The sequence below is a fragment of the Paenibacillus sp. YN15 genome, from assembly GCF_003285005.1.
Lineage (GTDB): Bacteria > Bacillota > Bacilli > Paenibacillales > NBRC-103111 > Paenibacillus_AR.
In genome coordinates this window covers 115,622-125,351 of sequence record NZ_QMFA01000018.1, presented here as the reverse complement: position 1 = coordinate 125,351, position 9,730 = coordinate 115,622, and the positions used below count along the sequence as shown (strand labels likewise).

Below are 9,730 nucleotides of genomic sequence, written 5' to 3'. Positions count from 1 at the left end.
AATTTCCGATATTCTCCCAACGTAAAAAAGGACCGTCAGGGCGATGTTCCCTGACGGTTTTTCTTACGTAAAAAGGCAAGAAAGAGAGGCAGCAGGATCATGAAGGTGAAAGGCGAGAGGCGAAGGCGTTCCAAATGGACAGAGAATCCGCTATTGGACAAAAACCGGCTGTTTTTGCTCATAGGCGGACAGAGGATTCGTTATCATGGGGAAAACAACGGATTTGAGGGCTGGCAAACGGGATTAACGGATCGTGTGTCCGTGAAATTTCCGAAACCGAGCAAATTCGGGAAATAACGGATCGTCAGTCCGCAGCAATCTGCAGAGTTGGCGGGAAGCACACTGGTTGAGCCAGCGGCTGCCTTCTTGCCTTGTCTGCCCCGGCGCTTTTTTCCACCAATAGGAAGAAAGTCGCTTGATTCGGACAGAGCCGAAGGAGGCCACAGGTATGAAAACATATGCGGGCGGGTGGAATTCATACGAGTTTGTGTGGTTGGGCTTGTTTTGCGACATGGCGGTTGCGCTCACCGTCATCACGAGAGATACACTGTTTGGCTTCACAGTGTTTATTACCGGCGTGCTGTGTGTGGTGCTTGCAGCCAAGGGCAACCTGATGACCTATGTATTCGGCATGTGGATGAGGTGTTGTCCCGCTTCCGGCCCTTCAGCAATTTTTTCGGCGACGAAGTAATCTCCTGATATGGTAAAATAAAGCCTGATGCCGTACCATCAGGCTTTTTAGGTATATGCAGGAAGGGGGAGAGTCCATGAGAATAGTAAGGTTCGAACAATCCCATGTGGAGGCGGCGGGCAGGCTGTTGTCCGCGCGCCATGCGGCAGAGCGGCAAAACACAGCCGTCCTGCGGCAAATCTTTGAGGAACCGGAGGAAGCTAGCCGGGTAATAGAGGCTATGCTGGCACAGCCTGGAACCGGTGGAGTGGCCGCCTTCAGAGGGGCGGAGCTGGCCGGTTATCTGATCGGCAGGCTGGAGACGGATAAGCTCCGCGAGCGCCATATATGGGTGGCTTATGCCGGAGCGGCCATAGCTGAAGGGGAGAGTGCGGAGCTGTACCGCGACATGTATGCCGCAGCCGCGGCGGAGTGGGTGAAGCAGGGCGCCTTCCGGCATTATGCGCTGGCGCCTGCAGGGGATGCCCGGGCCATGGAGGGCTGGCTGCGGCTAGGCTTTGGCTATGAGCAGGTCCACGGCGTGCAGACCATTCCGGCGGAGCTGGAACCGGTGCAGCTGCCGGATGGCGTGGAGATCCGCCTGGCCCGCCGGGAGGATGAAGCGGCTATCCGGAAAGCGGCGGTGTACATCATGGAGCATCAGGCCCAAGAGCCGGTCTGGGGGGCGGCGTTTGCCGAGGACCGGAGCCGGTTCGAGGATGGATATGCAGGCCTCATTGGCGATGATGCCGGGTATTTATGGGTGGCCGTCCAGGACGGCGAGCTCCTGGGCTTCCAGGCCTTCTTTCCGGCAGAGGCGGCGGAGTCGGATATGATGATGCCCGGCTCGTGCATCTGCCTGGAGGTGGGGGCCACCGCTCCTCATGCCCGAGGCATGGGCGTTGGGAAAGCCCTCACCCGGCACGGTCTCGCCCATGCGCGCCAGGAAGGGTATGCGAACTGCGCGACGGATTGGAGAATCACCAATCTGGAGTCCTCGCGGTTTTGGCCCAAACGCGGATTTATTCCCTATGCGTACCGTCTGGTGCGGCAGGTTGATCCGCGGATTCTGTGGGCTAACGGCAAGGAAGTGCAGCATCCCGCTGCGGCCGGTCCAGCCGCTTTTTAGAGCGTTGCAATCTTCGGGCTGCCGCTTTAGTGTTTTTATTTGCAGGATGGGAATATCCAAGGAGGCGGTTATATGACCAGGTACAAACGGGTGCTGATCAAGCTTAGCGGCGGGGCGGTTGCCGGAAAATCGGAATTCGGATTTGAGCCGGAGCGGCTGGACCATATCGCCAATGAGATCCTCTCTGTGGTAGAGTTGGGAGTGGAGGTTGCTCTGGTGATTGGGGGCGGCAATATTTTCCGCGGCAACATGGGCGAAGCCTGGGGGATCGAACGGGCGGAGGCGGACAATATCGGGACGCTGGCTACCGTCATCAACAGCCTGATGCTCCGGGGTGTGCTGAAGTCCAAAACCAGCCGGGAAATCCGGGTTATGACCGCCATTCCTGTTGCCTCCGTCGCGGAGCCGTATATCCGGTTAAGAGCTGTCCACCATTTGGAAAAAGGATACATCGTCATTTTTGCGGGAGGCAACGGGCAGCCCTTTGTGACGACGGATTATCCGTCCGTGCAGCGGGCCATCGAGACCGGCTGCGACGCGCTGCTTGTCGCCAAACAAGGGGTGGACGGTGTGCTCCATGCAGACCCCCGGCAGGATAAAACGGCCCGTAGATTCGTATCCCTCCATTACAACGATGTGTTGGCCCGCGATCTGAAGGTTATGGACCAGGCGGCTTTTATCCTGGCCCGGGATTACGAGCTGCCCATGCATGTATTCAATTTCGACAACCCCGGCTCCATGAAGGCCATCTGCCAGGGGACCGACCATGGCACCTATATCAGCAGCCGGTCGGTGCTGGAGCTGGAATAACCGCACTACAACAATAAAGGAGAAGACGCAGCATGTATACCAAGGAAAGCCTGCTCCGGCAGCTGGAAGAAGCCAAGATTCCCAGGGAGGGCACGGTGCTGATGCACTCCTCCATGAAGAGCATCGGCCAGGTGGACGGCGGGGCGGATACTGTATTGGACGCGCTTTCGGACTATATGAAGGATGGTCTGCTGGTGCTGCCTGCTCATACCTGGTCTTATATCAACGGGGACAATCCCCGTTTTTCGGTGGAGGCTTCCCCCTCCTGCGTAGGCATTCTCACCGAGCTGTTCCGCAAGCGCCCGGGTGTTATCCGCTCTCTGCATCCCACCCATTCGGTAGCGGCACTGGGCCGGGAAGCGGCGGATTTTGTGAAGGGAGCGGAGCGTTATGACACTCCCTGCCACCGGGAATCCCCCTGGGGCAAGCTGCTGGACCGCAAGGCCACCATTCTTCTGGTAGGGGTGGACCTGAAGCGGAACACGTTCATCCATGGCATCGAGGAGTGGATGGATATTCCCGGGCGGCTGACCGACGGGCATGAAGCCCTTGTGACCGTGCTGCCCGACGGAACGGAAATTCCTGTGCCTTCCCGCAGACATTGCGGCCTCTCGTGGTCTCTCCACTTTTGGAAAGTGGAGAAGGTGCTGGAGCGGGCCGGAGCCATCCGCCGCAGCCGGCTGGGGGATGCTCTCATGTGGGTATGCGACGCGGAGCGGCTGACGGAGGTTCTGTCGGCGATGCTCCGGGACAATCCGGATCTGTTCTCCGACAACGAACCTTTGCCCGGCGAGCCAGTGTCCCCGTAGTCCGCTTCCGCAGCACAAACAGCTATCCCAGCCATCCGAGCCATCCAGGCGGATGGCTGTTTGCATTCCCAACATGACGAAACTGTCACCTTCCATTGCCCCAAATCCATGGTTAGAATTTCGCCTTCCGGCTATAGTAGGTAACAGAATAGGAGGAAGCGTCATGGAACCAGTAATCCGCACCAAAAGCTTGACCAAGCATTACGGCAATACGCCGGTTTTGAAAAATCTCGATTTGACCATTGCCGCGGGGGAGTTTACGGCAGTGATGGGGCCGTCGGGATCGGGAAAATCCACGCTGATGAATGTGCTGTCCACCATTGACCGCTTTTCCGGCGGAGAGGTATGGGTGAAGGAGCAATCCTTGCTGGATCTGAGCAAAAATGAACTGCGGCGGTTCCGCCAGGAGCATGTGGGCTTTATTTTTCAGGATTACAATCTTTTGGATACCTTGACGGTCAAGGAGAACATTCTCCTTCCCTTATCCCTGCGGGGCTGCAAAACGGCCGAGATGGAAGCCCGCCTGCGCCCCTTGGTGGAAGCTCTGCAAATCGGCGAGGTGCTGGAGCGTTATCCCCACCAAATTTCCGGGGGCCAAAAGCAACGGGCGGCTTCCGCCCGGGCCATGATTACCAAGCCGGATATTGTGTTTGCCGACGAGCCCACCGGAGCCCTGGACTCCCGCTCTGCTACTCAGCTGCTGGAGCAGCTGTCCCAGCTCAACGCAGCCTTTGGAACCACCATTCTCATGGTTACCCATGACGGTTATGCGGCCAGCTATTGCCAACGCGTTATTTTTCTGCGGGATGGCTCCGTAGTCAATGAATTATATGCCGGCGGACAAAGCCGGAGGGGCTTCTATGAACGGATTCTGGACACCCAAAGTATGCTGGGGGGGCAGGCGGAATGAAGCTTTTCGACCTGACCCTGCGAAACGTCCGCCGCAATTTCCGGCTGTACACCATTTATCTGGTTTCCATGATCGTGGGCGTTATCATCCACTTTACTTTTTCCGCGCTGATGTTTAACCCGGACATTCTGGACATGGTCAAAAACCGGAGCAGCTTTCAGAATGGCATCATGATTGCCTCGATTGTTGTATTTGTGTTTATTATCGTGTTCATTCTTTATGCCAACTCCTTCTTCATGCGGCAGCGGCAGCGGGAATTTGGACTGTATCTGCTGCTGGGGCTGTCCGAACGGCAGATCACCTGGATGGTTTTTTACGAGACGCTGATCGTAAGCGGAATTTCGCTCTCGGCGGGAATCCTGCTGGGAGGGGTTCTCTCCAAGCTGTTCGGAATGCTGCTGATGAAGCTGATGCAATATGACCAGACGGTATCCTTCTCCTTCCCGCTGCAGGCTATCGGCGCTACAGTGGCGCTGTTTCTGCTGCTGTCGGTGATTATTGCCGTCCAGAGCCATATTGCCATCCGGCGGGTGCAGCTGGTGGAGCTGTTTCATGCCGGGGAAACGGCGGAAAAACCGGTTCAACCCTCTCGAAGCCTTGCGCTGCTGGCGGTGTTTCTGCTGGCGGAGGCCAGTTTTGTGTTGAGCCGGGGAATGGGCTCCGTTCTTTGGCAGGAGCATACCCTGCTGTCCATGGTCTTGACGACTGTAGGAATAATCGGGGGAACCTATCTGTTCTTCAGGCAGTTTTCCGGATGGATCTTGGGCGTGATTTCCCGCAGGCGCCGGTATTATGAGGGAAACACGATGCTGTGGGCATCGTCCCTGCGCTTTCAGGTGCGGGGCAATACCTCCAATCTGACCTTTATCACCCTGGCGGGGGCGGCGATGATTCTGCTGACCTGTTTTGTGGTGGTGAATTACAGGGTTCAATTCGACGCGGTGAGGATGAACGTTCCCAACAGCTTGGCCTTCCAGTATCCGGGAGAGGCTCAAAGCGCGGCCATCCGCCAAGTGATTGACCAATCGGACCACAAGGTGAAGGATTACCGCAGGCTGGAGGTGATCCGTACTGAGGCGGTGACGGACCGGAGTGTGGCTTTTGAGAATCCGGAATATTATGAGGAGCCGATTTTTCTGGTGGCGGCGGAGGATTACAACGGAGTTGTCTCCTTGCGGGGAGAAGACGAACTGGTGGAGCTTCACGGGGAGGAGGCGGTTTCGCTGTCCCAGGGAATCGATTTTCCCGCTATCTACCCGCCTGACGCGCAGCCGCTGTTCGTGCTGGGGACGACTCCCCAAACCCAGCTTCGTCTGTTAGAGATGAAGGATTACGCATTTTTGGGCTGGGGCACGATTCCGGGACGTTCCATGGAGAAGAAACCCTCGGTGCTGGTGGTTTCCGATGAATGGTTTGAGCGGGTGCGCCCGCTGGGGGAACCGGTGGTGCTGGAGCTGTACCAAATTGAGGACCCGGAGCGTGCGGAGGCTCTGTCGGCGGAGGTATACCGCATGGCGGTGGAAACGCAAGGACCCGGGCGTTATTACTCTTCGTATGCGGATGTTTATTCCCTTCAGATTGAAGGCTCGTCGCTGCTTTTGTTTGCCGGGGCTTTCCTGGCGCTGATCGCCGCATTCGCTTTGGCCAGTGTGGTGTACTTCCGGCAATTGAAGGTGGCGGCGGAGGAAGCGCGGCAGTATGCCATCCTGCGCAAGCTGGGTGTGGACAGCCGCCAAATACGCAGCGCCATCCGCAAGCAGCTGGTGTTTATTTTTGCTCCTCCGCTGGCATTGGCGCTGGCGTTCAGCTGGATGGTGATCTATTATTACATTCTCGCGTCGCTGCAGGATTTCCCTGATCTTCCCGGGCTGGTATGGATCATCCTGGGGATATACGGGCTGGTTTACCTGTTCTTCTATCTCTCCTCCGCCAATTTGTACTACCGCATTGTCAATCAGCGCGGGTAGAGTGCGGATAGAGCTCCGCTATTCCACAAACAAGCCCTGGCAACCGTCTGCCGACGTGTTGTCAGGGCTTTGCCGGCGCTACCACATCCAGGTAGGCGTCATGATTGCGGGGGAAATGGACAGTCATCTCCGTAAACCGCCCAACCTCTGAAGCGCAGGTAATGTAATGCCCCAGCTTCCTGGACAGCTCCTGGGCCAGATACAGGCCCATGCCGGTGGAATGGACGTAAGCCCGCCCGTTAGTCCCGGTGAAGCCGCGGTTGAACACCCGGGGCAGATCCTTCAGCTCAATGCCGATGCCGTTGTCCCGGAGAATCAGGAGCTTCTCCTCGGGGGTGGCGGCCAGCGTAATGGAGATTTCCCCCTGGACGGCGGTATATTTCAGACTGTTGGTCAGCAGCTGGTTCAGGATAAAGGCCAGCCACTTGGCGTCGCTTTGCACAATGGTCGGGGCCAGCTCCAGACGCAGCTGCACTTTCCGGGAAATAAAGGTTTTGGCATGTCCCTTCACCAGCTCCTTCACGATTTTCTCCAAATCGCAATTCACCAGCTCGTAGTCCTGATTGAAGCTGTCCAGCTTGGCATAATAAAGCGCCTGGTCCACATATTGCTCAATCCGGGACAGCTCCTCATCCACGCTTTTCGGGTTCAGGCCGGTTTGCTGCAGGAGGCGCAGCACAGATATGGGCGTTTTGATCTCATGAAACCAGGAGACGATGTAATTATAATGGTCATTCTGCCGGCTCCGGACCTCATTCAGGGTGCGGATATGCCCCTTCTCCAGGGCGCCCAGAGCCTCCCGGCAGAGCGCGGCCTCCAGGGACAGGGAAGGCGAATCCGGGTCCCGGAGCTCCTTGGCAGACCGCATGGTCAGGACATACCGGCGGATCAAAAAACAGCCCCACAGAAGCGCCAGAAGCACCAATCCATACAGGGCGGTTCCCCCGCGGAGACGGGCGGCGGGATCGGCGGCCACTACCGCCAGCACAATGCCGTACCCGGCCAAGAACACAGTCAGATACGGCAGCTCATATTTGAAAAACCGCCACAGCTTCATTCCGCGATATACCCCATTCCTTTGCGGGTGGCAATCAGATCCTCCATGCCCAATTGGGCCAGCTTGCGCCGCAAGCGGTTGACATTGACGGTCAGGGTGTTGTCATCCACAAACTGCTCCTCCCGCCAAAGCGCCTGCATCAGCTCCTCCCGGGAAATAATCTTGCCGATGCTGCGCATAAACAGCTGCATGATGATGAATTCATTGCGGGACAGCTCGACGCTTGCCCCCTCATAGTGCATGGTGGAATTGGCGACATTCAGGGTCAATCCCCGGTGGGCCAGCTGCAGACTTTCCTCGTGGTACAGGTAATTGCGCCGCAGCAGGGCGTTTATCTTGGCCACCAGCACCCCCAGATCGAAGGGCTTCTGGACAAAATCATCGGCTCCCATGTTCATGGCCATAATCATATCCATGTTCTGGTTGCGGGAGGAGAGGAACAGAATCGGCACCTTGGAGACCGCCCTGATCTGCTGGCACCAGTAGTAGCCGTCCAGAACGGGCAGATTTACATCCAGGAGCACCAGTTGGGGGGCAAGCCGCTTGAATTCCGCCAACACCTGGTCATAAGCAGTCACTTCATGCACCTCGAATTGCCACTTCCGCAGCGTATCCGCCACGATGGTGCGGATTTTATCGTCATCCTCCACCAGCATAATGGAAAACATGGAAATTCCCCCGTGAAGAAAAATACAATCCTTTCCTTCAGTATACAAGCTGGCTGCGGAAACACCAAGCAGGTGCGGTGAGGCAGGGGACCTGGTATATATTCATATATTTACATCAGGCGGAGAATTATTAATCATAGTGGCGCCCCTCCACTTCGGCTACCCAATTGCGGCAAAATAGTGCATACTAAAAATAAGATACTTTAATAATTGATGTACCTTATGCTGAATGGGAGGGATTGTGTATGGAAATTGGAATCAGTACATTTGTGGAGACTACTCCTGATGTCAAGACGGGAGCCCTCAAAAGCCATGCGGAGCGGCTGGCGGAGGTTGTGGAGGAGATGGAGCTGGCAGATCGGGTGGGGCTGGATGTGTACGGCATCGGCGAGCATCACCGCCAGGATTATGCCGCTTCTTCGCCGGCAGTGCTCCTGGCTGCGGGAGCGGCGCGCACCAAGCGGATCAGGCTGACCAGCGCCGTTACAGTGCTGTCCTCCGATGATCCGGTCAGGGTGTATCAGGATTTTGCAACCGTGGACGGCATTTCCGGGGGAAGGGCGGAGATTATGGCGGGACGGGGGTCCTTTATCGAATCCTTCCCGTTGTTCGGATACGATCTGGCGGATTATGATGAGCTGTTCGAGGAAAAGCTGGAGCTGCTGCTGCAAATTTGCCGGGGCGGCAAGATCAACTGGAGCGGCAAACACCGCCCGGCCATCAACGGTCTGGAGATTTATCCCCGGGCGGTGCAGAAGCCGTTGCCGGTATGGATCGGCAGCGGCGGCAATGCGGAATCCGTCATCAGGGCGGGTGTGCTGGGGCTGCCTCTGGTGCTGGCTATTATCGGGGGAAGCCCCTTCCGCTTTGCTCCCCTGGTGAAGCTGTATAAGCAGGCGGCCGCCCAGGCCGGTTTCGATCCTGCCAAGCTGCCCGTTGCCTCCCATTCCCATGGTTTTGTCGCCGCGGAGGAGAAGGAAGCTGCGGACAAATTTTTTCCCTCCACGCAAGCGGCTATGAATGTCATTGGCCGGGAGCGGGGCTGGCCCCATTACGACCGGGCGGCCTATGATTATGCCCGCAGTCCGGAAGGGGCCCTCTATGTGGGAGACCCGGAAACCGTGGCCCGAAAGATCATTGCCCTGCGCAAGGAAGTGGGCATCACCCGGTTCTTCCTCCATTTGCCCCTGGGCACCATGTTCCATGAAGAGGTGATGACGGCCATTGAGCTCTTGGGCACCAAGGTGGCGCCTATTGTCCGGGAAGAAATCGCCCGTTGGGAAGCGGAGGAGAAGGCGGACTGACGGCAGAGCGCGGAAGGCTGCTGAAAAAGCGCCTTTTTAAGCCAAACACAAATAACCCCCCTCAGCCTAATGCTGCTGCAGGGGGCTATTTGTCCTTGTGGCTAAGCAATGAATTCGATCCTCCCTCACAATCCATACCACTGACATGGCCTGTCAATTCGATGGTCACATGCTGCCGGCGGCACTTGACTGCCTGACCCGGATAAGGATTGTTTTTCAAAATACAAAGTGCTTTGTTTGCTCCTCCGATCTTCCGATCCTCGGATTCGCCCACCGAATACTCCATGTCTACCGCAGCTGGCCTGCTTAAGGCATTGCACTTGATTGCTTAACCCTTCGGTCCTTGCATCACCTTTTCCGGAGTTTGAAAAATTCCGCCATTCCCGGCCTTTGGCTTTATCGGTAT

At 56.9% G+C, this 9,730-nt stretch carries 9 protein-coding genes; 7 read left to right on the top strand and 2 right to left on the bottom strand.

Translation table 11 applies throughout. The annotated features are described in order from the left end of the window. Positions 1–448 precede the first annotated feature (448 nt). From DQG13_RS16020 to DQG13_RS15995, 6 genes are all read left to right on the top strand, one after another. Positions 449–691 (top strand): hypothetical protein, encoded by a 243-nt coding sequence (locus tag DQG13_RS16020; protein WP_181592784.1) that lies wholly within the window; start codon positions 449–451, stop codon positions 689–691. A 76-nt stretch (positions 692–767) separates the two neighbouring features. Next, a complete protein-coding gene (locus DQG13_RS16015) occupies positions 768–1,799 on the top strand; it encodes a GNAT family N-acetyltransferase (RefSeq protein WP_181592783.1) in 1,032 nt (343 codons plus the stop codon). Positions 1,800–1,871: 72 nt separating this feature from the next. Next, the gene (pyrH, locus tag DQG13_RS16010; protein WP_113020790.1) at positions 1,872–2,609 is read left to right on the top strand and encodes a UMP kinase; all 738 of its coding nucleotides are present in this window, start codon (positions 1,872–1,874) and stop codon (positions 2,607–2,609) included. Between the two features lie 32 nt (positions 2,610–2,641). Then, complete coding sequence (locus DQG13_RS16005; protein ID WP_113020789.1) at positions 2,642–3,418, top strand: AAC(3) family N-acetyltransferase; 777 nt, start codon at positions 2,642–2,644, stop codon at positions 3,416–3,418. Between the two features lie 163 nt (positions 3,419–3,581). Continuing rightward, positions 3,582–4,328, top strand: a complete 747-nt coding sequence (locus DQG13_RS16000; RefSeq protein ID WP_113020788.1) for an ABC transporter ATP-binding protein — start codon at positions 3,582–3,584, stop codon at positions 4,326–4,328. Further along, a complete protein-coding gene (locus DQG13_RS15995; RefSeq protein ID WP_113020787.1) occupies positions 4,325–6,295 on the top strand; it encodes an FtsX-like permease family protein in 1,971 nt (656 codons plus the stop codon). Before DQG13_RS16000 ends, DQG13_RS15995 begins: the two co-directional genes overlap by 4 nt. A 61-nt stretch (positions 6,296–6,356) precedes the next feature. Here DQG13_RS15995 and DQG13_RS15990 read toward each other — a convergent pair whose 3' ends face one another. Together DQG13_RS15990 and DQG13_RS15985 are read right to left on the bottom strand one after the other, a co-directional pair. Then, on the bottom strand, positions 6,357–7,352 hold the full coding sequence (locus DQG13_RS15990; RefSeq protein WP_113020786.1) for a sensor histidine kinase: 996 nt from the start codon (positions 7,350–7,352) through the stop codon (positions 6,357–6,359). After that, positions 7,349–8,020: a response regulator transcription factor gene (locus DQG13_RS15985; protein WP_113020785.1), complete on the bottom strand. Its 672-nt coding sequence runs from the start codon at positions 8,018–8,020 to the stop codon at positions 7,349–7,351. Before DQG13_RS15985 ends, DQG13_RS15990 begins: the two co-directional genes overlap by 4 nt. A gap of 245 nt (positions 8,021–8,265) precedes the next feature. Here DQG13_RS15985 and DQG13_RS15980 point away from each other — a divergent pair, with 245 nt between their 5' ends. Beyond that, positions 8,266–9,324: an LLM class flavin-dependent oxidoreductase gene (locus DQG13_RS15980; RefSeq protein WP_113020784.1), complete on the top strand. Its 1,059-nt coding sequence runs from the start codon at positions 8,266–8,268 to the stop codon at positions 9,322–9,324. The last annotated feature ends 406 nt before the right edge of the window (positions 9,325–9,730 follow it).

What these genes read in the sequence shown, in the direction of transcription:
- DQG13_RS16020 (WP_181592784.1), top strand. Translation starts at nt 449, where the DNA reads ATGAAAACATATGCGGGCGGGTGGAATTCATACGAGTTTGTGTGGTTG.
- DQG13_RS16015 (WP_181592783.1), top strand. Translation starts at nt 768, where the DNA reads ATGAGAATAGTAAGGTTCGAACAATCCCATGTGGAGGCGGCGGGCAGG.
- pyrH (WP_113020790.1), top strand. Translation starts at nt 1,872, where the DNA reads ATGACCAGGTACAAACGGGTGCTGATCAAGCTTAGCGGCGGGGCGGTT.
- DQG13_RS16005 (WP_113020789.1), top strand. Translation starts at nt 2,642, where the DNA reads ATGTATACCAAGGAAAGCCTGCTCCGGCAGCTGGAAGAAGCCAAGATT.
- DQG13_RS16000 (WP_113020788.1), top strand. Translation starts at nt 3,582, where the DNA reads ATGGAACCAGTAATCCGCACCAAAAGCTTGACCAAGCATTACGGCAAT.
- DQG13_RS15995 (WP_113020787.1), top strand. Translation starts at nt 4,325, where the DNA reads ATGAAGCTTTTCGACCTGACCCTGCGAAACGTCCGCCGCAATTTCCGG.
- DQG13_RS15990 (WP_113020786.1), bottom strand. Translation starts at nt 7,352, where the DNA reads ATGAAGCTGTGGCGGTTTTTCAAATATGAGCTGCCGTATCTGACTGTG.
- DQG13_RS15985 (WP_113020785.1), bottom strand. Translation starts at nt 8,020, where the DNA reads ATGTTTTCCATTATGCTGGTGGAGGATGACGATAAAATCCGCACCATC.
- DQG13_RS15980 (WP_113020784.1), top strand. Translation starts at nt 8,266, where the DNA reads ATGGAAATTGGAATCAGTACATTTGTGGAGACTACTCCTGATGTCAAG.